The sequence below is a fragment of the Vibrio sp. SCSIO 43155 genome (assembly GCF_023716605.1).
Taxonomy (GTDB): domain Bacteria; phylum Pseudomonadota; class Gammaproteobacteria; order Enterobacterales; family Vibrionaceae; genus Vibrio; species Vibrio harveyi.
On the sequence record NZ_CP071852.1, the window covers coordinates 940,206 to 963,315 of the forward strand.

Consider the following 23,110-nt stretch of genomic DNA (forward strand, 5'->3'; position numbering starts at 1 on the left):
ATACGAACCAAGGCAACTCGCTCTGAATCCTCCACCTTGAAGTTACTTAGATTTGAAGTTACTTAGATATAAATATGGTGAATTGTTTATTTGAGATTCTATTTGTTTAAGAATATTAATTTATAAAACTATAAGTTATGCGAATGATAATTATTATCAAAAATGATTGAATAATTGTAACTAGATGTGTAGTCTTACTCTTCAAATGAGAAGGAATCTCATTTGGGACGCTATGTTTAATACAGTTTGAGAGATGATTATGCTTCGTAACTCCATGGGAAGCAGTACTATGCTCACAGAGTTTCTCAACGCCCATACGGATGACGCTTCGTTCTTCTTTAGCTCACCGACGGTGACGTTGCTTACGCAAGGCATTGCTGCAGAATTTTCCCAACAAGTTAAATTCTCAGAGTTAGATACTCACATTAGCAAATTACTAGAATCGGCGAAGGAAGAGGGGAATGACAACCCTATTGCCGTTGGTGTAATACCGTTTTCTGAACATAATCCCGTGCACTTTATCGTCCCTGAGCGTTTGATCACGACGTCGCCGATCAGACCGGATAAAGTATTAGATATCGATGGTTGCAACGACTGTCATCCTTCTTCTATTCAACCTATCCCGACGCCTACTGAATACATGCATAGTGTTGAGCTTGCCACTCATCGTTGCAGCCAAGAAAACATCGCTCTTGATAAAGTGGTGTTGTCACGCACGATGCAAGTGGATACACAAGATGAAATCGATCGAGCTCGCTTCCTCAAAACCTTACTCAAGCAAAATCCTGGTGGTTATACCTTTTCTACTCGTATCGGCGGTGGTCATTCTGACGCTTATTTGATGGGGTCCAGCCCTGAATTACTGGTATCCCGCAAAGGTCCTCATGTGTGCTCAAACCCTCTGGCAGGTTCTCGTCGACGTTGTGAAAATGCATCAATGAATCAGCAGCAAGGCGAGCTCATGATGGAGAGTAGCAAAGATCTTCATGAGCATGCGGTGGTGGTCGATGCGGTAGAAAAAGCGCTTCAACCTTGGTGTCATAACCTTTATGTGCCTATGGTGCCGTCGGTTATTGAAACCAAAGCCATGTTGCACCTTTCGACTCGTATTGAAGGGACGGTTTCCGATGCCAATACCAGCGTTCTGAAATTGGCGAGTGCGCTTCACCCAACACCTGCCGTGTGTGGCTATCCTACGGCTCAAGCTTACGATTTCATCAGTCAAGTGGAGCCCTTTGATAGGGGCTATTTCACGGGTCTTGTTGGTTGGGTAGATGCTCGTGGTAATGGCGAATGGGTTGTTGTTATCCGCTGCGCTGAAGTTGAGAAGAAGCGTATTCGAGTTTATGCCGGAGCTGGGATCGTCTCCGGATCTGAGTCACAAAGTGAGCTTGAAGAAACAGGAAATAAAATGCGCACTGTATTGAACGCGCTGGGTATTGAAATTCGTGAGAATATGGAGGTGGTTCAATGACTTGCTTAAGCATGAATGCCCCTGGCTTTACACCTTGGTCAGAAGGTTTAGCAAAGCAATACCGCCAAGCGGGTTTTTGGACAGAGCAAACCATTCCAGAGATGCTTGAGGCAAGCGTCTCTATTTCTCCTAACCATGTTGCTCTAGTTGACGGGGAGCGACAGTGGACGTATCAATCGTTACTTGAGCATGTTGATAAGTTAGCTGCTGGTTTCCAATCGACTCTGAATCTTAAATCTGGCGACAAGGTCGTTTTGCATTTGCCTAACATAGGCGAGTTTTACATTAGCTTTTTTGCACTGCTTAAAATTGGCGTTCAACCCGTGCTTGCGTTACCCGCTCATCGTTATTCGGAGATTCGATACTTTTGTCATTTTACACAGGCAAAAGCGTTAATCACTGCTCCTCAACTCGGCGTCGATACGGCTGATATTGCGCTGCAAGTAGCGTCTGAATTACCAAGCTTAAAGAACATCGTTTGGGCGGGTGACATGAGCGCCATGCCGATTGGTAGCGTAGCCCTTAGAGCGCTCTTGCTAGACAATGTTGAACCTCAAGTTCATCGCGGTGAAGATTTTGCCTTTTTCCAATTATCGGGTGGTACGACTGGCACACCTAAGCTTATTCCTCGCACACATTACGACTATCTATACAGTGTGCGAGCGAGCAATGAGGTTTGCCAATTCTCGCCAAATACGCGTTACCTTTGTGTTTTACCGGCCGCCCACAATTTCCCATTGAGTTCTCCCGGTGCGTTGGGCTGTTTTATGGCGGGTGGCACCGTTGTACTTGCTCCAGACGCAAGCCCTCAAACTGCCTTTTCTTTGATTGAAAAGTACCGAATTACCGTAGCCGCTTTAGTGCCACCGTTGGCACTATTGTGGCTCGATGAAGCCGCAAGAACTCGACATGACCTTACTTCATTAGAAGTGCTGCAAGTTGGGGGGGCTCGTTTTAGTGAGGAAGCGGCAAAGCGTATCAAACCTGAACTTGGTTGTACCTTACAGCAAGTATTTGGCATGGCTGAAGGGCTAGTTAACTACACCCGTCTAGATGATCCTGAGTCCGTGATTGTCACGACGCAAGGTCGCCCAATGTCACCTGCTGATGAACTGTTGATACTCGATGAAATGGGTAACCCTGTCCCGCAAGGTACGGAAGGTATTTTGTTCGTGCGTGGACCTTATACCATTCAAGGTTACTACCGGGCTCCAGAGCACAATCAGCGTTCATTCACCGAGCAAGGCTACTACCGTACTGGCGATGTGGTACTGCTGACTGAAGAGGGCAATTTGAAAGTTGTTGGTCGCGACAAAGATCAGATTAACCGAGGGGGTGAAAAAATCGCAGCAGAAGAGGTCGAGAACCATTTGCTGGCGCACGATTGTGTCCATGATGCTGCTGTTATTGCCATCCCAGATGATTACCTTGGGGAGCGCAGTTGTGCTGCCTTAGTTTGCCCGCAGCAAGCCCCGAAACCGATCGAGATAAAGCGTTTCTTACGAGGGCGTGGGCTGGCTGATTTTAAGATCCCAGATATGGTCGTTTTTGTTGATGTATTACCCAAAACGCCAGTAGGTAAAGTGAATAAAAATAAATTACTCGAACTCGTTTAACCAAGGTCGAAACACCAAGGTTGATTTGGTGTGCTTGGCATTTTGATTACTTTGGAGATAAGCCCAATGGCCATTCCATCTATCTCTGGTTACTCACTAACGAAAGTGAAGCCAGAAAATCGCGTTAACTGGTCAGTAGAACCACATCGTGCCGTGTTGTTAATCCACGATATGCAGCAGTACTTTCTCAATTTCTACGATGCAGACAGCGAGCTGATTCAAACGTTGACTCGCAACATTCAAGAGATCAAACAAGCATGTATTGATGCCGGCATTCCAGTGGTTTATACCGCGCAGCCCGGTGACCAACGCCAAGAAGATCGCGCTTTATTGACCGATTTTTGGGGCCCCGGTTTAAAAGCGGATGACAACATTACTCGAATCTCCCCAGCACTTGCGCCAACGGAGCAGGACACCGTTTACACCAAATGGCGTTACAGTGCGTTTCAACGTACGCCACTTAAATCCATGATGGATGAAACGGGGCGTGATCAGCTAATTATCGTGGGTATTTATGCTCACATCGGTTGTTTACAAACCGCGGCAGAAGCGTTCATGACAGACATTAAAGCTTTCATGGTTTCCGATGCCGTTGCTGACTTCTCAGCGAGCGATCATGACATGGCGCTCAACTATGTGGCGGGTCGATGCGGTTATGTCTTGGACAAGCAGCAATTGCTCGAACAAGTGGCAAGTGCGAACGAACTCGCAGCTGGTGATTTTGTGATTCCTCAGTCGCAACCGCAACTTACTCAACAGTTAGCGGCGCTGTTAGAGGTACCAGCCGATGAGATGACGCCAGAGGATAGTTTGCTTGATTTTGGTTTGGATTCGGTACGCATGATGTCGCTGGTCGGAGATTGGCAACAGGCGGGCCTTGATGTGAGTTTTATGGAATTAGCAGCGAAACCGAGTTTGCAGGATTGGTGGAGACTGATCGAGAAGAAGCTGACCTAACAGCCAAAGCGGAAGAATGACAAAGGAATGAACATGTACGATTTACCTTATACGGCAGAGCAGTTGTTGCCGCTTACGGATGCCCAAGCTGGGATTTGGTTTGCTCAGTTACGTGACCCTAAAAACCCAATTTATAAGACTGGCGAATACCTGGTTATTGAAGGCGAGGTGGATGAGCCTTGTTTTGTTGAAGCAGTCAAAACGGCAATTGATGAAGTCGACTCGTTGCACGCTAAGTTTGTTACCACCACCGAAGGACCGCGAATGGTGATAGATAGACAAACCTGGCAAGTCGAACGTATCGACTTTTCACAACACGTTAAACCGCTTGATGCCGCTGTGACTTGGATGAAAGATCAGTTAAAGCAACCTGTCGATTTGGAACAAGGTCCTTTATTCATCATGGCATTGCTTAAGCTCTCCGATGATCAATACGTTTGGTTCCTTTCACTGCATCACATTGCGATAGACGGTTACAGCATGTCGCTGGTCGCGGGGCGGGTGGCGCATGTTTATGGTCAGTTGGTTAAAGGAGAGCACTTTGAGAAGCTTGAATTTGCAGACCAACAGGCTCTTTTGAAAGAAGATGACGACTATAAAGCTTCTGAGAAATACCAAAAAGATCGCGCATTTTATTTACAGCGTTATGCCGACCATTCTGACACTGTAAACCTTGCGGGTAAGCCGACAGTGACTTCAGACCATTTCCTTCGTCTAAAAGGTGCAATGGCAGCCTCTGACTTTCAGAGAATGGAGTCGTTAGCTAAACAGTGCAGAACACACTGGTATAGCGTACTTATCGCATCTATCGCGGCTTATGTACACCGTATGACACGCTCCAATGAAGTGGTGATTGGTGTGCCTCTGATGGGGCGTTTGGGCTCGGTAGCCATTCAAACTCCGGCGATGCGCGTCAATATTCTTCCCGTACGAGTCAGTTTTGAATCAGGACTGGATATCAAAACGTTGGTGAAGCAAGTTAACCAAGAATTTGCATCGGTTCGCCGTCATCAAAGCTATCGCTATGAAGAGCTTCATCGCGAGCTAAATTTGGTAAAAGATCATCGTAATCTATTTGGTCCATTGGTGAATATTATGCCGTTTGAGTACGAGCATAAATTCGGTGACCTCACTTCAAAAGCACACAACTTATCAGCCGGACCGGTCGATGACATTTCTTTCTATTGCTATGAATTAGCTGGGCAATTACACATCGATATGGATGTGAATCCAGAGCTGTATTCAGAGAAAGAGATTCATGAGCATCAACAACGCTTGTTCCATTTTATGAGTGACTTTTTTACAAGCGCAGAAGCTCAAGATTCTTCTCATTGCCAAGTGAGTGATGTCAGTATTTTACTGGCTGGTGAGCGAGAGAAGGTTGTCGAGACATGGAACGATACCGCTCGCGAAGTGCCGGAAACGACGCTGTCCGCCATCATGGCTCGCCAACGTATTTTGACACCACACGCTCCGGCTTTGATCTTTGAAGGTCAGACGTTGAGTTACGAGCAACTGGCTCGCAAAGTGTATTCACTCACCAACTGGTTAACAGCGCAAGGCGTTGAGCTTGGTGACCGCATTGCTGTGTGTGTCCCAAGAAGCGAAGAGCTGATTGTAGTACAGCAAGCCATTTTAGCGGCTGGCGCGGTTTATGTGCCTGTGGATCCTGACTACCCCGAGGGGCGTATCCACTACATGCTCGAATCTTCTTCACCGAAATTTGTTTTCTCAACCAAGACGCTTCAAGACAAACTGCCGCAAGAGGTGGATGTAAAGCTAGTGGATGATGAGACGCTGCCTACGATATACAAAGTAGTAGAACCGTTGCCTCCTCAAGTTAAGCCAGAACCTCATTCACCAGCTTATATGATTTATACCTCGGGCTCGACCGGGAAACCAAAAGGCGTCGTCGTTACGCATGATGCGATTGTCAATCGACTCATGTGGATGCACGACCAATATCCAATTGATGCGAAAGACCGGGTATTACAAAAAACGCCAGCAGGGTTCGATGTTTCAGTATGGGAGTTCTTCTGGCCAATGATGGTCGGATCGTGCCTTGTTATTGCGAAACCAGACGGACACAAAGACCCAATATACCTACAAGATTTGATTCATAAAGAGCAGATCACCACCTTGCATTTTGTGCCTTCAATGCTGCAAATTTTCGTACAACAAGCGGATGCCAGATTGTGCCAAAGTCTACGCCAAGTCTTTTGTAGCGGGGAGGCGTTGCCAATGGAGCTAGTCAATCACTATTACCAAGAGTTTGATGCACCATTGCATAATTTGTACGGTCCGACAGAAGCTGCGGTGGACGTAACTTACTGGCCGAGTGAGGCGAATACGCAAGGGAATTCGATTCCTATAGGTCGTCCTGTATGGAACACGCAAATCTATATTCTTGATGACGAACTTAATCCTGTACCTCCTGGTGTGGTGGGTAACTTATACATTGCAGGTCGACAGTTGGCGATGGGCTACTATGGTCAGCCAGAACTGACTCAAGAGCGCTTTATTGACAATCCCTTTGGCCCACAAGGTAGCCGAATGTACTTGTCTGGTGATTTGGCGCGCTGGCGCGAAGATGGTGCGATTGAATACTGTGGGCGAAGCGATTTTCAGGTCAAGATTCGTGGTTTCCGAATCGAGTTAGAAGAGATTGAAAATGCCTTAGCAAACCACCCAAGTGTTGCGCAAGTTGCCGTGTTAGCTCAGGAATATACTGAGAATGATAAACGCCTTGTTGCTTATGTGTCGGCAGAGGATCTTGAGCAGGGAATTGATACTAATGCACTGCAAAAGTACCTTGCTGAGCCATTACCGGATTACATGGTACCAAGCTATTTTGTTGAGCTTGAAAGCTTCCCTTTAACACCGAATGGTAAATTGGATCGTGATGCGCTACCCAAGCCAGATTTGTCTGCTCAAGTGAGCACAAAAGGACCAAGTAACCTTGTTGAAGAGCGTTTATGCAAACTATTTTGCCGCTTACTTGATTTACCGGCGGTTGGTGTGGATGACAACTTCTTTGAATTAGGCGGACACTCGTTGCTTGCTGCTCAGTTGATTGCGCATGTGAAAGAGATCATGGGAATTGAGCTATCGCTTGCGGCGGTGTTTGAGTCTCCGACGGTTTCCGGTATTGCCGCCAAGTTAAATGGCAGTGAAAGCGATGAAGCGCTCAATATCTTACTGCCTCTGCGAAAACGAGAGGGCAAGCCAGCTATTTTCTGTGTCCATCCTGCTGGTGGCTTGAGTTGGTGCTATGCGGCTTTGACTCCGATTATTCCATCCAATGTGCCTCTTTACGGCGTACAAGCGAAAAACCTCGGTGACCCTTCTTCTCCGCTGCCTAAATCAATGACCGAAATGGCTGAGGATTACGTGGCGGCGATTCGAGAAGAACAACCCTTTGGTCCATATCACCTACTAGGCTGGTCTATTGGCGGCATGATTGCGCATTTAATGGCGGGTATCTTACAGCAGCAAGGTCAAGAAGTTGGCTTAGTCACCTTGTTGGACTCTTACCCAACGGAGCAATGGCAAAGTATGCACCCGCCTGGCGAAGAGAAAGCGCTTGGCGCGTTAATTCGTATGGCTGGGGTAGAGTTTGATGAATCGTTGCATTCTAGCCTAACGCGACCTGAAGTGATCGACATCTTACAAGATGCAGGATCATCAATGGCGCACCTGAGTGCTGAAACCATTACGGCAATGGTGGAAGTGGTCATTAACAACAACCATCGCGTACGCGATAGCGTCAATTATCAGTATCAAGGGGATGTGTTGTTTTTCAATGCGGAGAAGCCACCAGAAGAGGCATTTCTTGATCGCAATGGATGGTTCAAATACATGGATGGCGAGCTCAAAGTGATCGATGTCGCGTGTATTCATCGTGAAATGATGCGCCCAGATATGCTGCGCTTGATTGGTTCACATATGGTTGAAGAACTGAGAGAGAGATTTGATGTTTGATACCTCAACCAAAGCAAAAACTAAGGATTTGTTGGAGGGGGCGGTTTCCCCTCTGGCTTTTCTCAAAAGCAAACTTAACGCTGGCAGTGTAGTTGCCATCGGTGAAGCTCATTGGTTTAGCGAACTGTTCGAGAAGATAACGGAAGCCTTACTTGCACCTGAATTGGATGGCTCGTTTTCTCATTTGTTCATTGAATTTGGGAATGCCAAACATCAAGCATTACTCAATAACTACTTATCGGGAGAGACGGTTACTCAAGCTGAATTAGCGGCGGTGTGGTTGGACTCAGTCGCATTTCCCGCTTGGTTGCATCCTTGCTACGGTGCTTTCTTTGAGCGAGTTCGTGCTGTAAATAGCACGCGTAAGGTGCCGATCAAGATAGTGTTGACCGAACCATCGTTCAGCTGGGAAGACATCCAACATTCGAAAGAGTTAGCAAAGCTCAGTGCACAACGTGATCAAGCTTTGGCTGAAGGAGTAGAAAAACAAACGTCGAAATGTGGGCTTGGTGTGGTGGTGTTAGTTGGCGCGAGACACATTCTAAAGTGCTCGCCAACGCTGGGCTTTATGGCAAAACACAGCACCTTCGGTGAGCTAGCGAAACACAAGTTTGGTGAGCAGTATGTATCAGTTTGGCCACACATCTTATCTAGCGAACTGAATGCCCCTGAACATGGCATTTACCCGACGGATCAGCCTTTACTAAAACAGCGCTCGTTTCTTGAACTGATCCCGAAAAAGCCTCCCGTGAATCCATATGCTTTTACCTGCTTAGATGAATTGGTTGATGCTTATTGGTACTTGGGGCCGCAGACAAGGCAACTCGATACAGTAGGTATTTCAATCCCACAAATGTGGAAGTGGCGTTTAGAGCAGCGCTTACCGCTGGTTAATGAACGACAGCAAATGGTGATCAAAAAGGTCATCGAATAGAAATGAATGACGACTTCATGAGGAGAAATAGCACAGTGAGAAAACAAACTGCTTGTTGAAGCAGTAGTAGCCATGAAATGGAAGGTCGGGCAATTTGGCGGTTAAAGAGGTTTGGTTATTTCCAATCAGCTCGAAGCGAAATTGTCCTGAGTTTTTACTCTCAGGCAGCAGCGTGATTTGTGCTTCTAGAAAATCGAAATACACCTGAACAAAGGGGAAGCAGCATTTAAACAAGCTCTCTTTGATGCTGAATATCAGAGCATCAGGTAGGTGGCTAGACGATTTGATTAAGTTCTGTTCGTCACCTGTGTAGATGCTTGTAAAAAGGTGTGAGGCGAGGGGGACATTGCGTTCTACGTCGATCCCTAAGCTTGCGATGTCACTTTTTAATGCACAACCCGCGAGGCAAATACCATCAGTGTGACTGATGCTGCCACTGATTGGCTGAGGGAATAAAGGCTCTCTGGATTTTCCCGTCAAAATGAGCGGGGAGTTCCCGTTATCTTGGCTTAAGGAGAGCATTTGTATGGCGGCACGAGCCGCGTTGCGTCCTGCTCTGAATTCTCGCTGGCGTTTAGCTATCGACTTATGAATTTGTTGCTCTTCCTCGGGAAAGCCCAATTTGGAATACATCTCCGGTGTGGCTTTTACGATGTGAACCCTTGGACTGACACTTTCTAATTGAAGACAGAAAGGGTCGAGAATGTTACCCAGCTCGGTGCTTTTCAATGTGTTGCAGTTCAAAAATATAGCCCAGCTCAAATCTAAATGTAAATACGAGTAGTAATGATTGTCATTTATACATTCGTTTATTAGAGTTTGCGAGCTCAATTTATTTATAAAATAGATATAAGGATATGCAGTGAATAGTTTAGTTAAAAAGCCCACATTTATGCCGACAGTGCTTGCCGGTGCACTTTTGACGGCACTCAGTGGTCATGCAGTTGCTAACGATAAAGATGATGTTGTGGAAATGGAACGCATGGTCGTGACAGCGTCTTTAACACAGCATTCAGAGTTGACTGCACCGGCATCAGTGTCGGTGATTACCGCTGACGATCTCGCTAAGATGCCGGTAAAAGACATTTCAGAAGCGGTGCGTAGTGCTACCGGGGTGAGTGTGTTGAGTAGTACAGCTTACGGTCGTAACACCATTCGTATTCGTGGTCTGGATTCTAAGCACACCTTGGTTTTGATTAACGGTCGTCGTATTAACTCTCAAGATGCTTTGATTCGTGGTAACGATTTTGACTTATCAAGCATCCCACTGACTGCGGTTCAGAGAATTGAAGTGGTTCGCGGTCCGGTTTCTTCCCTGTATGGGTCTGAAGCGATGGGTGGTGTGGTCAACGTTATCTTGAAGTCGCCAACCAAAGAGACATCAGGTTCTGTTGGTTTGGAATACGAAAGCATTCTTGAAGGCGACGGTGGTGATGGTGTTAAAGGTCATGCTTACGCTAGTGGTGAACTCGCACAAAACCTTGAAGGCAGCATCATTGTTGAAAGCTCTTCAAGAGATCCGTGGCGTACCGATACTAACCCGACCTTTGATGCATTAGAAAAGAAAGACACCACCAATGTATTTGGTGAGATGGCTTGGCAGCTTACTGATGAACAGCGTTTGATCGCCGATGTGATTTACACCAACGATGAGCGTGAAGCGGATTGGGTCCATCCTCGTTCGGGTGCGCAAACAAATTCTCAAGACTCAACGCGTTGGAACTACGGACTGACGCATGAAGGTGCATGGGAATCTGTGGATACACAAGTACGTTTGTATGGCGAAAATATGAAGCTTGATGATGCAAGTACGGCATACACCAATGGCGCTGCTGATGTTGAGCTACAAAACAACACGCTTGATTTTAAAGTTTCTGGTTTGTGGCGTGATTCACATGAGTGGGTGTTTGGTGGCGAATACCGTACTTCTGAATTGGAAAACAGCCGAGATGTACCATCAGGCGACATCGATAACTATCAAGGCGCGGTTTTTGTTCAGGGTGAGTTCGATCTCGATAAATTGGCGCTGACACTTGGTGGTCGTCAAGACTTCCATGAAGTGTATGGTAGTCACTTCAGTCCAAGAGCATATGCAGTTTATAGCTTCACCGATGAATTTGTGTTCAAAGGTGGTGCGGGTGGTGGTTTCCGTGCGCCGGGTATGATGGAAAGCAGCGATCAAGTGCGTGTAATCAGTTGTGGTAACCGTTGTTGGTTAACGGGTAACGATGATCTAAAACCTGAAGAATCAGAAAGCTACGAAGCCGGTTTTGCTTATGAGTCCACGTCTATGGGTGTTGGTTTGATGTACTACTACACGGACTTTAAGAACAAGATTGAACGCGACCTAACCAAGCCAGTTGGTGCGGTTGGTAAAATGCCTATCTTCACTTACCAAAACATCGGTAAAGCAGAGATCAAAGGTATCGAGCTTGAAGGTTGGTATGATATTACTGACAGCATCAACCTAAAGGGTAACTACACCTACACGGACGCGAAAGACAAGAGCACGGGTGATACGCTAATGAAGACGCCAGAGCATCTTGCAAATCTTGATTTGAACTGGGAAGTGTTTGATGCATTCACTACGTTTGCGCGAGTAAACTACGTTGGTGAACAGGTGATCACAAACCTAAGCCGTGAGAACAAAACAGTAGATGGCTACACGCTTGTCGGTCTTGGTGTTGCTTATGACTTCCAACAGCTCAATCTTAAAGCTGGCTTGAACAACATCTTTGATGTCGAGCTTGATGATGAAGACGACTACTACGGTTATTCAGAGAAAGGTCGCAGTGCATACGTAAGTGCAACTTACCTATTCTAAAGCGAATACTGGTTTGATCTAACAAGCAGCCTCCTAGCCGGAAGCTGCTTTTTTATTCCGCTTTAATCGCTTTTCATTTCGCTGAGCGACTCGGTGACTTTGACTTGGACAATGCGATTATTCTTCACGTGTAGTATCTCAAATTGCCATTGTTGATATTCGACGGTTTCTCCTTGAGTCGGCACGCGCCCAATTAACCACGTCAAAAAACCATTCAATGTTTGGAATCCTTCTATTTCTTCGCCTTCAATATGGTTCAACGTTAGTTTGTACTTCAACTCGTTAAGTGGGATCAGCGCATCCATGATCCAACTGCCATCTTTCTGTTTCTTTGCCCAGAGTTGCTGTGGTGCCATGCCCAATTCACCAGCGATGGATTTAAGCAGATCGTAGTGAGTTACTAGTCCTTGCACATCGCCATATTCGTCGACGATAAACACCATCTCGGTACTGGTTTGTTGCATGTAATTGAGCAGTGGTAGACCTTTCATTGATTCGGGTACGAAGCGCGACCGTTTCAACAGCTTGGCTAAGCGAGAAATGGATAGCTCATCGTATTCATCTAATAACGCCTTAGAGGAAACGGTGCCGATAATGTTATCTAACCCTCCTTTGCAGACGGGCCAAACAGAATGCTGAGTTTGACGTAGATTCCTCAAAATCGCATCGAGAGGTAAATCTAAATCGAGATAATGGATATCGCATCTCGGTGTCATGAGTGAAAGTGCTAGTCGGTCATTAAGGTGGAGCAAGTTACGGATCATCAATTGTTCTTGAGGCTCAATAGCACCACATTCGGAACCTTCGCTAACGACAGCAAAGATGTCCTCTTCTGTGACGATTTCGCCTGCGTTGTTTTGGCGTAGAAGCTTAAGCAGTGTGTCGGTCGAAACGGTCAGTAGCATGACAAATGGCGTGGTCAATTTTGCTAGCCAGTGGATTGGGTAGGCAACGATGACAGCGATGCGTTCGGCATTGTTTTGTGCAAAACGCTTTGGCACGAGCTCACCAATCACGATGGCGAAGTAAGTGATCATGACCACCACGATTGCCGTTGCAAGGATATTTGCTATCTCACGCTCTAAACCTTGTGCGACGAGCCAATGCCCGAATGGAACTGAGAGGGTTGCTTCACCAAAAATACCGCTGAGGATGCCAATGACGGTGATGCCGATTTGTATAGTAGAGAGAAATTGAGTGGGGTTATTCTTAAGCTCTAAAGCAAGACGAGCGGAAGAGCTGTGTTCGGCTGACTTTTTCAGTCGACCGCTTTTGGCAGTCACTAATGCAATCTCAGACATGGCGAACACACCATTGAGCGCGATTAATCCAACCAGTAATAAAATATCCATGAAGTTTTCCAGTGATGCACACCCTAGCAGCATAACGAGGTTCAAATACAAGAAACGTGAAGTGGCGAATAAATCATCACGCTGTAACAATTGAATGACTTATTAAAAGGATAGAATTTCTTTGTCGCCACGAGTAGATTTCAGTAAGCCTCTGCTGGAGACAGATAGATTCTGTTACTTAGTTCGGATTCTGATACACTACGCGCCCATTTCTTCGTTGAGACGTTTGTATGCCATTTTCTAAGCTTGGTTTAAGTGCTTCTATCACAGATACTGTGAAGGCGCTGGGTTACGAAAAACCGACTTCTATCCAACAAAAAGCCATTCCTATTGTTCTGCGTGGTAGCAACCTAATTGCCGCAGCACAAACGGGTACAGGTAAAACTGCCAGCTTTGTATTACCAATCTTAGAAAAACTGAGCCACGGCGAAACGCAACGTAAAAAGCGTGCACGTGCGATCATCCTAACGCCAACGCGCGAATTGGCTCTTCAGGTTCATCAGAGCATTGAAGCGTATGGCAAAAATCTACCATTGCGTTCTATGGCGATGTTCGGTGGTGTGGATTACGCACCGCAAAAACAAGCGTTGATTGAAGGCGTAGACATTGTCGTAAGTACTCCAGGTCGTTTGATTGATCTTTACGGTCAGCGTGCTATTCACTTTGATGAAGTGGAAATGCTGGTCCTAGATGAAGCTGACAAAATGTTGGATATGGGCTTTATTGATTCGATTGATAAGATCATCGATTGCATGCCAGAAGATATTCAAAGCTTGCTGTTCTCCGCGACCTTATCTAACCCAGTTCGTGATTTGGCAAAGAATGCAATTGTTGATCCTGAAGAAATCACCATTGCAAAGCACAGCGCGTCTAAGTCAAACATTAAGCAATGGATCACCACCGTTGATAAAGACATGAAATCTTCACTACTGAGCCACATGTTGAATGAGAACGACTGGTCGCAAGTGTTGGTGTTCATCGAGACAAAACATGGCGCAGCGAAACTGGTTACTCAATTAGAGAAGCGTGGCATTGTGGCTGAAGCTTTCCACAGTGGTCGTAACCAACGTGTTCGCCAAGAACTGATTGAGAAGTTCAAAGCCGGTGAAATCCAATACTTAGTGGCAACGGGTGTGGCGGCACGTGGTATCGATATTGATAACTTGCCTGTCGTGATTAACTACGATCTACCTTACCCAGCCGATGAATATGTACACCGCATTGGTCGTACTGGTCGTGCTGGTGCAGAGGGCGAGGCGATTTCACTGGTATCGAAAGACGATTTCAAAAACCTGTGCATGATCGAAAGCCGCCTTGGTCATTTGCTAGAGCGTGTAGAAATTGAAGGTTTTGCACCGAGAAAACCTGTGCCAATTTCGATTCTGAACTATGTTCCGAAGAACAAGCGTAAGCCGCAAGATCAACGTCCACGTCGCGAAAATGGTGATAAACGTAACGCTAAATAACGTTTGATAGCTCTTTTCTACATGATAAGCCGCACCTCGATGCGGCTTATTTTTTACTTTTTTCTTTTCTCTCTGGCTTTTTGTTCAACGTGGTCTCAGTTTTCTTTCTTTATTTGATAGCGAAAACCATGCACAGATGAAGTGTGAAGCATGTGGTTATTCTTTTGATTTAATTGCTAATAATTAGGAAAACTCGTTCAATGTGTCTTACGCTTTGGTTAGATCTTGCGCGAAGGTTTGAGTTAGGGTTTTGTCAATTTTTTGTCGTCATGTTTGCAGATGGTGAGGAATAGGCGCAGACTTTCGCGCCTGCTATTCAACGCATAAATGAGGCACGAATGAAAACTGGTGATAAGCAATTTGCTGTAATTGGTCTAGGTCGTTTCGGCTTGGCCGTTTGTAAAGAACTGCAGGATTCAGGTTCACAAGTTTTGGCGGTAGACATTAACGAAGACCGAGTGAAAGAAGCGGCGGGATTTGTTAGCCAAGCCATCGTAGCGAACTGTACTCATGAAGAGACAGTCGCAGAACTCAAGCTTGATGATTATGACATGGTCATGATTGCTATTGGTGCAGACGTCAATGCCAGCATCCTCGCAACACTTATCGCAAAAGAAGCGGGTGTGAAATCGGTTTGGGTAAAAGCGAATGATCGCTTCCAAGCGCGTGTACTACAAAAAATTGGTGCAGACCACGTCATCATGCCAGAGCGTGATATGGGTATTCGTGTAGCGCGTAAGATGCTGGATAAACGTGTGTTGGAGTTTCATCCACTAGGCAGTGGCTTAGCCATGACAGAGTTTGTGATTGGCTCTCGTTGGATGGGCAAAACACTTGGCGATTTAGCCTTATGTAAGGTGGAAGGTGTACAAGTGCTTGGCTTTAAACGCGGTCCAGAAATCACCAAAGCACCGGATCTCAATTCAACGCTGGAGATCGGCGATCTCATCATTGTTGTGGGACCCCAAGACAAACTTGCGAGCAAGTTGAAATCACTATGAAGCAATTTCATCAGAGAGGCGTGTTTTACGCCCCAGATGGCAAACGAGATAAAGCGAAAGGTGGCGAACCGCGCATTATATTGCTGAGCTTTCTCGGTGTGTTATTGCCTTCTGCTGTTTTGCTGACCCTGCCGGTTTTTTCTGTAACCGGGCTTTCTATCACTGACGCTTTGTTCACTGCGACTTCGGCTATCAGTGTAACGGGGCTTGGTGTCGTAGATACCGGGCAGCACTTTACCTTGGCGGGTAAAGTGCTATTGATGTTCTTAATGCAAATTGGTGGGCTAGGGCAGATGACGCTGTCTGCGGTGCTGCTGTATATGTTTGGTGTTCGTTTGAGTTTGCGTCAACAAGCACTTGCGAAAGATGCATTAGGGCAAGATCGCCAAGTCAACTTACGTAAATTGGTCAAGAAAATCGTTGTCTTTGCTCTGATTGCTGAGACCATTGGATTTATCTTCCTATCTTTCCGCTGGGTGCCAGAAATGGGCTGGCAAACAGGCATGTTTTATGCGCTGTTTCATTCTATTTCAGCATTCAATAACGCAGGATTTGCGTTGTTCTCCGATAGTATGATGAGCTTTGTTAACGACCCGGTGGTGATTTTCACCCTAGCGGGTTTGTTTATCTTCGGTGGCTTGGGCTTCACCGTGATCGGTGATTTATGGCTGCATTGGCGTAAAGGCTTTCACTTTTTGCATCTGCACACCAAAATCATGTTGATCGCGACACCTGCATTGCTTGGTGTCGGTACTATTTTGTTTTGGCTACTGGAAAGACATAACCCAAATACCATGGCGTCTTTGCCTGTTGCGGGGCAATGGCTAGCGGCTTTCTTCCAATCGGCAAGTGCACGTACCGCTGGGTTTAACAGCGTAGATTTGGCTCAGTTTACCCAACCTGCTTTGTTAGTGATGATCGTACTGATGTTGATTGGTGCGGGCTCAACCTCTACAGGTGGTGGTATTAAAGTGTCGACTTTTGCAGTGGCATTTATGGCAACATGGGCGTTCTTGCGCCAGAAAAAGCATGTTGTGATCTTTAAACGCACGGTGAATTGGCAAACCGTAACCAAGTCATTAGCGATTATCGTGGTAAGTGGCGCTATCCTCACCACTGCGATGTTTTTGTTGATGATTACTGAGAAAGCCGCGTTTGATAAGGTAATGTTTGAAACCATTTCTGCCTTTGCGACGGTAGGTTTGACGGCTGGATTGACAGCAGAACTGTCGGAACCAGGTAAGTACATCATGATCGTTGTGATGATCATCGGTCGTATTGGTCCATTGACACTAGCCTACATGCTGGCGCGACCAGAACCGACATTAATTAAATACCCAGAAGATAACGTTTTAACAGGTTAATTGCATTTTAATCTTTTAATATTAATAGCTTACGCGAGAGTTTTGATTATTCGGCTCTCGCGTTTTTTATAAAATTAGTGAGCGAATGCAAATAATTTCGATCTACTCCTGTCACAGCATTTCATTCCTTCTCGATTTCTGTACTATTTCATAGCTCCACTATATATAACTTGTTGTAATCATTTGCATATGAGATGCATGGCTTACACATCGAACTCATGGAGCCGTAGTTTGAAGTTAAAGACTCTCGCACTCACCATGTTGACCGCGCTGATTTCTGGTCACAGCATGGCAACCACACCCCCATCTCCTATTTGGCAACCCGTGACTCTCAGTGATGGGACGGTCAGTGAAATTCTGGTTCGCGGTACCGCTAGTTTCTACTGGCATGAAGATAAGCAAGGAAATGCGTTAATCAAAGACGGTGACACTTGGTTTTTTGCTGAGATCAAGCGAGAAGCGGATCAGCCGCTACTTGTCTCGACTGGAGTAGAAAAAACACAATCTGCAATCGCTCCACAAGTATCGAAAAACCGCCCTGATGTACTATTAAAACCTTCTCTTTCTTCTCTGAGAACACTAGAACCCCAAGCTCGTGCAAACTTGATGCGCCAAGCTCAGCAAGGATACCGAGCAATGAGTTCATCGAGTGTGGTTCAACAGCCTTTGCTGGTGGTTGAGGTGTCGTTTAATAACCAGACTATGGTTAACGATTTTCAACAGTTGGTGTTTGGCGAAAATCGTCAAAGCGTGGTGGATTATTATGACAAGAACTCACATGGGAAGTATCGCGTCGTACCAGCGAAGGAAAGCTATGGCACTGCGGATGATGGCGTTATTAGTGTCACGGTGAACCAAAACCATCCTAACTGTAGCACCAAAACCAGCGGTGATGCTTGTAATACCAAGCTTAAGGCGGTTTTTTCTGAGGCGTACCAAAAGCTAGACCAATACATCAACTTAGCTCAATACGACACCGACAGCAGCGGTCGTGTCGAACCAACAGAGCTCTCGGTTATGTTTGTTTTTGCTGGTGGGGACTTGGCGGCAAACCAGCTAGATCGTCCTTCTATATGGCCGCACAAATACTCACATGATACGGTGTCAATCGACGGAACTACCATCAGAGACTACTGTGTGTTTGCTGACTTTCAGCAGACGCATCAATCCACATTGGGGGTGATCGTCCATGAACTTGGCCACCTGATGCTTGGGTTACCGGATTTGTACTCTTACAACAGCGATGCATCTATTGGTCAGTGGGGCGTGATGGGTGGTGGTTCTTGGGCGAAGAAAGAAGGCGACCGTTATGCTGGAGATACACCGGTCAACATGAGTGCTTGGAGTAAGCATGCTGCGGGCTTTGTACTGCCGGACATTGCGCAATCCAGCGATGAATCTGCTTCGGTTGAAAATGGGCAAGTGAAGCTCGTTTATCTTGATCCTTATCTTAAAGAGTTCGGTCCTCGTATCTACCTTGAGAATAGACGGTTTGAAGGGTACGACCGAGCATTGGTATCAGAAGGGGTGTTGGCAACGTCGGTGAATATCTTAAATCGATTCAACGATGTCGGTGATATGCAGGTGCAGATCATGCAAGCTGACGGACGCAAACAATTGGAAGCCGGTTTTCCTAGCGACGATCGAGATCTTTATCCAAATGGTGGCACGAGCATTTCTGACGATTCCAACCCTAGTTTGACCGGCATAGCAGGCTTCAACACGGGTGTTCGTATCTCAAATATCTCAAGTGAATCAAACTCGGCAACGTTTTCACTAACCATGCCAAGTGAGCCAAACAAGTCGGCGTGGCAAAACTCGTTTCATCGAGGATATGTTTACCCAAGCTCTGATGACGCTTTGGCTGTCTCTTTGGATCTTAAAGTGGCTTCAGAATTGGATGGCTTGCAACTTTATGTGACACCTAATGACAATGCTGGGGTGATGAACTACAAGGTATGGCGTTTCCCACATCCTGGATTTGAATCGTTCAGTTTGCAGTTCGATCAAAATGAGGCGCAGCTTCTGCAGGAAGGCTCACTTCGTAGCAGCACTCGTATTCTGTTTGAACAGCCAAGTCGCATAGCGGCAGGTAAGCATTTGCTTGTGGTTGAAATTGAGAACGGGCGTTTTGAATCTAACTATAACTTTAGAAGCACCTTAGCGACGGAACAAGAAGCAGTGCCAACGATTTGGGCAGGAGATCGTGAACGTATTTACTCTTCAGGTTTAATGCGTCAAAACTTCTCTTACATTCCTTTTGGCGCGCTGTTTGATATTGATTCAAGCAATATCGTAGAGGCTAAAACGGACACGGTGACGACGGACAAAAACGTGCCTGTAACGCTTGCGCTTATGTCGAATGACTTTATTGCCCCTGGCTATCAATTCAATGTGGAATACACTCAACAACCTACGCATGGCACATTGAGCGGCACCCAATACACACCTAAAGAAAACTTCGTGGGTAATGACAGTTTCCAATATCGTCTTGTTTCTTCAGATGGCGCACTGAAATCGCTGCCAGTGGCGGTGCAAGTGCGTGTGAATGGTCAAAATGAAGCGCCAACAGCCAATGCCGAAGTTGATTCCAGTAGCATGACAGCGAACGGGCAAGGCAGCTTGTCAGCTTCTTCAAGCTCTGACCCTGATGGTGATGCACTTAACTATAGATGGCAGCAAACGACGGGTACTAAAGCCATTATTTCAGATGCGAATAGTGTGAACGCGAAGTTTACTGTGGCGCAAGGAACGAAGGCGGGCGAGACGCTTACCTTCCAAGTGACGGTCACGGACCCTAGCGGTTTGTCTGCAACCGCGACGGTTAGTGTTGATGTTGAGAACACGCCGCCGGTTACTAATCAAGATAGCGCCAGTGTTGAGTCTGGAAAGAGCATTATGATCAACGTGCTCGCCAATGATTCAGATTTCAATGAAGATCGCTTAGTGTTGCAGAGCGTGAGTAATCCATCCGGCGTGGGAACGGCAAGTGTGGTGGATGGAAAGATCCAATACCAAGCACCTCAAGATCAAGTGACGAATGTTCAACTGGAATACACCGTGTCGGATGGGAATGGTGGCTTGGCGACTGGCTCAGTGAATGTGTCAGTGGTGGCTTCGGTAAGCAGCTTAAGTTTTGACAATTCGGATAGTGGCGGTGGTGCTTTGTCTTACTGGGCACTATTGTTATTAGGGCTGTTTGGCTGGCGTCGTCGCGAGCAATAAGCGTCTCTTGTTCATTCATTAAAGCCACTCAGCCGAGTGGCTTTTTTATTTCTTTAGTTGTCTCGTCCCGTAGTACAGTGACGCGTTGTGAAGTTATCTCACGTTGGTCTGTCGTTATCGGTATTTCGTAAATACCCATGAATAATTCGTGGCTGAAGAGAAACCTGTTCAGCGCTTATACTCACGTTTAGGAAGTCGTTTTATTAAGGAACTACTATGTCCATCTGGGAAGGTGTTAATTTCACCCATCGCTTCAGTGACCTGTCATCTGCGTTTTTCACTTATGTCACGCCACAGCCTTTAGATAACACACGTTGGGTTGTTTGGAACGGAGAATTAGCGAAGCAATTTGGCTTACCAGAAAGCGCGAATGAAGAGTTGTTGAATGTGTTTGCAGGGCAAAACGAATTTGCATCATTTGCTCCTTTGGCAATGAAGTACGCAGGGCATCAATTTGGCGTGTACAACCCGGATTTAGGTGACGGTCGCGGGTTGTTACTGGCTGAGATGCAACACCAAAATGGCACTTGGTTTGATATTCACCTCAAAGGAGCAGGGCTCACGCCGTACTCACGGATGGGGGATGGTCGGGCAGTATTGCGCTCTACGATCCGCGAATATCTGTGCAGTGAAGCCATGGCTGGGTTAGGCATTCCTACGACCAGAGCGCTTGGCATGATGGACAGCGATACGCCTGTTTACCGTGAGAAGATGGAATATGGCGCGCTACTGATTCGAATTACTGAAACGCACATTCGCTTCGGTCACTTTGAGCATTTTTTCTACACCAACCAACTTAGTGAGCAAAAGTACCTCGCTGATAAAGTCATCGAGTGGTATTTCCCAGATTGTTTAGAAGTGGAGAAACCATATGCTGCCATGTTCGAGAACATCGTGGAGAAAACCTCAGTGATGATTGCGTACTGGCAAGCCTATGGTTTTGCCCACGGTGTGATGAATACCGACAACATGTCGATACTTGGGCAAACTTTTGATTATGGACCGTTTGGCTTCCTCGACGACTACGATCCTAATTACATCTGCAACCATTCGGACTACCAAGGGCGTTATGCCTTTGAACAGCAACCACGTATCGCTCTTTGGAACCTTTCGGCTTTAGCACATTCTTTGTCAGCGCTTGTGCAGCGGGAAGATCTGGAGACCGCACTAGGAAAGTTTGAAATGCGCCTTAGCCAGAAGTTCAGTGAATTGATGCGCGCCAAGCTCGGTCTTTTGACCAAAATAGAAGAAGACGGACGCTTGTTCGAAGCCATGTTTGAACTGTTGAACCAAAACAAAACGGACTACACGCGATTCTTCCGTGAGTTGTCTAACTTAGACGTTAACTCGTCCCAAGCTGTGATTGATTTGTTTATTGATCGAGAAGCTGCAAGTGCATGGGTAGACTTATATCTTGCCCGCTGTGAGTTGGAAGTGGACGAGCGCGGTGAGTGCGTATCAGCAGAAACTCGCTGTGAAAAGATGCGTCGAGCGAATCCAAAATACATCTTGCGTAACTACCTAGCTCAACTTGCCATTGATAAAGCAGAGGAAGGAGACTTCAGTGAAGTAAGCCGTCTGGCTGAACTGCTCAAGCGTCCTTATGACGAGCAGCCAGAGTTGGATGACTACGCCAAACTGCCTCCAGAGTGGGGGAAAAAGATGGAAATTAGCTGCTCTTCTTAAATGTGTCATTCTCCACCCATCATGCAGATTAGCATGGGTGGATTTAACCCCTTTTTGCACTGGCTAACTTTTGAATTTAATTTAACTTACTGATTTTAAGTTGATAATTGAGTTGGTCTACAACTTGCTCCTTGTTGAACATCTGTACCCATCACCCTCTGCCCGTTTGGTATTCATGGAAAGGATGGGATGTGATTCAACAAGGAGAATAATAATGTTTAAGCCTCTAACCCTTTTGTCTGTATCTGCTCTAGCCATCACCAGCTTTAATGCTGCTGCAAACTGTGACCCTGGTGAAACCGTGATCAAGTTCAGTCACGTAACGAACACAGATAAACACCCTAAAGGCATTGCTGCCTCGCTACTGGAAAAGCGTGTAAATGAAGAGATGAACGGCAAAGTTTGCATGCAGGTCTTTCCTAACTCGACGCTTTACGACGACAACAAGGTGCTTGAAGCTCTGCTTAATGGTGATGTTCAACTCGCTGCCCCTTCTCTTTCTAAGTTTGAGAAATTCACCAAGAAGTACCGTATCTTCGACCTTCCTTTCCTTTTTGAGGATGTGGCGGCTGTCGACCGTTTCCAAAACTCGGAATCCGGTGAAAAGCTAAAAAATGCAATGAAGCGTCGTGGCTTGCAAGGTCTGGCATTTTGGCATAACGGTATGAAGCAAATGTCTGCCAACAAGCCATTGATGTTGCCTAGCGATGCAGAAGGTTTGAAGTTCCGTGTGCAAGCTTCCGACGTATTGGTGGCTCAGTTCGAACAGCTTGGTGCAAACCCTCAAAAAATGTCATTTAAAGAAGTGTATGGCGGTCTTCAAACCAAAGTTATCGATGGTCAGGAAAACACATGGTCGAACATTTACGGTAAGAAGTTCTTCGAAGTACAAGATGGCATTACTGAAACTAACCACGGCATCCTAGATTACTTAGTTGTGACATCGAACGATTTCTGGAAAAAGTTACCAGACGATCAGCGCGAACAGCTTAATACCATTATTCAAGAAGTGACGGCTCAGCGTAATGCCGAGTCAACCAAGGTGAACCTTGCAAATAAGAACAACATCATTGAAGCCGGTGGTGTGGTTCGTACTTTAACGCCTGAGCAGCGTCAAGAGTGGGTGACGGCACTGCAACCTGTGTGGAAGAAATTCGAGAAAGACATTGGTTCAGATCTTATCGATGCCGCTCTTGCTTCCAACCAATAATCAAACAGCCCAAGTTCTTT

At 46.2% G+C, this 23,110-nt stretch carries 14 protein-coding genes; 12 read left to right on the forward strand and 2 right to left on the reverse strand.

Annotation, left to right across the window (positions count from 1 at the left end):
* The first annotated feature begins 253 nt into the window (after positions 1 to 253).
* The 5 genes from J4N44_RS04430 to J4N44_RS04450 all read left to right on the forward strand — a co-directional run bounded on the left by J4N44_RS04430 (position 254) and on the right by J4N44_RS04450 (position 8,962).
* Positions 254 to 1,474 (forward strand): isochorismate synthase, encoded by a 1,221-nt coding sequence (locus tag J4N44_RS04430; protein ID WP_252044878.1) that lies wholly within the window; start codon positions 254 to 256, stop codon positions 1,472 to 1,474.
* Positions 1,471 to 3,090, forward strand: coding sequence for a (2,3-dihydroxybenzoyl)adenylate synthase (locus J4N44_RS04435; RefSeq protein ID WP_252044879.1), 1,620 nt, complete (start codon positions 1,471 to 1,473; stop codon positions 3,088 to 3,090). Before J4N44_RS04430 ends, J4N44_RS04435 begins: the two co-directional genes overlap by 4 nt.
* A 66-nt stretch (positions 3,091 to 3,156) precedes the next feature.
* Entirely contained in the window at positions 3,157 to 4,047 is an 891-nt protein-coding gene (locus J4N44_RS04440) for an isochorismatase (protein WP_029788635.1), read from the forward strand.
* Between the two features lie 33 nt (positions 4,048 to 4,080).
* Positions 4,081 to 8,028 (forward strand): enterobactin synthase subunit F, encoded by a 3,948-nt coding sequence (locus J4N44_RS04445; RefSeq protein ID WP_252044880.1) that lies wholly within the window; start codon positions 4,081 to 4,083, stop codon positions 8,026 to 8,028.
* Positions 8,021 to 8,962: a hypothetical protein gene (locus J4N44_RS04450; RefSeq protein WP_061065704.1), complete on the forward strand. Its 942-nt coding sequence runs from the start codon at positions 8,021 to 8,023 to the stop codon at positions 8,960 to 8,962. Before J4N44_RS04445 ends, J4N44_RS04450 begins: the two co-directional genes overlap by 8 nt.
* Positions 8,963 to 8,977: 15 nt before the next feature.
* Here the strand turns inward: J4N44_RS04450 and J4N44_RS04455 are convergent, their stop codons facing one another.
* On the reverse strand, positions 8,978 to 9,850 hold the full coding sequence (locus J4N44_RS04455; RefSeq protein WP_199479017.1) for a 4'-phosphopantetheinyl transferase family protein: 873 nt from the start codon (positions 9,848 to 9,850) through the stop codon (positions 8,978 to 8,980).
* On the opposite strand from J4N44_RS04455, the gene J4N44_RS04460 reads away from it, so the two are divergent.
* Positions 9,825 to 11,786: a TonB-dependent receptor domain-containing protein gene (locus J4N44_RS04460; protein ID WP_020480883.1), complete on the forward strand. Its 1,962-nt coding sequence runs from the start codon at positions 9,825 to 9,827 to the stop codon at positions 11,784 to 11,786. The two genes, J4N44_RS04455 and J4N44_RS04460, sit on opposite strands and share 26 nt — an antisense overlap.
* Before the next feature lie 62 nt (positions 11,787 to 11,848).
* Here J4N44_RS04460 and J4N44_RS04465 read toward each other — a convergent pair whose 3' ends face one another.
* Positions 11,849 to 13,171 (reverse strand): hemolysin family protein, encoded by a 1,323-nt coding sequence (locus J4N44_RS04465; RefSeq protein ID WP_188015332.1) that lies wholly within the window; start codon positions 13,169 to 13,171, stop codon positions 11,849 to 11,851.
* 197 nt (positions 13,172 to 13,368) lie between these two features.
* Here J4N44_RS04465 and J4N44_RS04470 point away from each other — a divergent pair, with 197 nt between their 5' ends.
* The 6 genes from J4N44_RS04470 (at position 13,369) to J4N44_RS04495 (ending at position 23,090) form a co-directional block, all read left to right on the forward strand.
* Positions 13,369 to 14,604, forward strand: a complete 1,236-nt coding sequence (locus tag J4N44_RS04470; protein ID WP_252044881.1) for a DEAD/DEAH box helicase — start codon at positions 13,369 to 13,371, stop codon at positions 14,602 to 14,604.
* Between the two features lie 338 nt (positions 14,605 to 14,942).
* The gene (locus J4N44_RS04475) at positions 14,943 to 15,605 is read left to right on the forward strand and encodes a potassium channel family protein (protein WP_005446558.1); all 663 of its coding nucleotides are present in this window, start codon (positions 14,943 to 14,945) and stop codon (positions 15,603 to 15,605) included.
* The gene (locus J4N44_RS04480; RefSeq protein WP_005446560.1) at positions 15,602 to 16,969 is read left to right on the forward strand and encodes a TrkH family potassium uptake protein; all 1,368 of its coding nucleotides are present in this window, start codon (positions 15,602 to 15,604) and stop codon (positions 16,967 to 16,969) included. The genes J4N44_RS04475 and J4N44_RS04480 overlap by 4 nt, the downstream gene beginning before the upstream one ends.
* A gap of 231 nt (positions 16,970 to 17,200) precedes the next feature.
* A complete protein-coding gene (locus tag J4N44_RS04485) occupies positions 17,201 to 20,194 on the forward strand; it encodes a M6 family metalloprotease domain-containing protein (protein ID WP_252044882.1) in 2,994 nt (997 codons plus the stop codon).
* A gap of 216 nt (positions 20,195 to 20,410) precedes the next feature.
* Complete coding sequence (locus J4N44_RS04490) at positions 20,411 to 21,880, forward strand: protein adenylyltransferase SelO (RefSeq protein WP_252044883.1); 1,470 nt, start codon at positions 20,411 to 20,413, stop codon at positions 21,878 to 21,880.
* 214 nt (positions 21,881 to 22,094) lie between these two features.
* Entirely contained in the window at positions 22,095 to 23,090 is a 996-nt protein-coding gene (locus J4N44_RS04495) for a TRAP transporter substrate-binding protein (protein WP_009699389.1), read from the forward strand.
* The last annotated feature ends 20 nt before the right edge of the window (positions 23,091 to 23,110 follow it).